1 pseudogene is annotated in these 344 nt (G+C 64.2%); it reads left to right on the top strand.

Annotation, left to right across the window (positions count from 1 at the left end):
* A pseudogene (locus BK660_RS32210) lies at positions 1 to 344 on the top strand (excinuclease ABC subunit A); the annotation flags it as partial.

Raw genomic sequence — 344 nt, 5'->3', positions numbered from 1 at the left:
TTATTCCCGCGCCGGCAGTTATCCGCCGGGGCAGCCGATGTTGTACGCCGAGGACTTTTCGCCGAACACGCCGCAAGGCGCGTGCCCTGAATGCCATGGCCTCGGCCGGGTGTATGAAGTCACCGAAGCGCTGATGGTGCCCGATCCTAACCTGACCATCCGCCAGCGCGCGGTGGCGTCCTGGCCGTTGGCCTGGCAGGGGCAGAACCTGCGCGACATCCTCGTGACCATGGGCATCGACGTCGACATCCCGTGGAAGAAACTGCCGAAAAAGCAACGCGAGTGGATTCTCTTCACCGAAGAAACCCCGACCGTGCCGGTGTACGCCGGGCTGACCCCGGAAG

This window comes from Pseudomonas brassicacearum, assembly GCF_003732265.1.
Taxonomy (GTDB): Bacteria; Pseudomonadota; Gammaproteobacteria; order Pseudomonadales; family Pseudomonadaceae; genus Aquipseudomonas; species Aquipseudomonas brassicacearum_D.
Note: the sequence above shows the minus strand (reverse complement) of the source record. Positions and strands in the feature narration are given on the sequence as shown.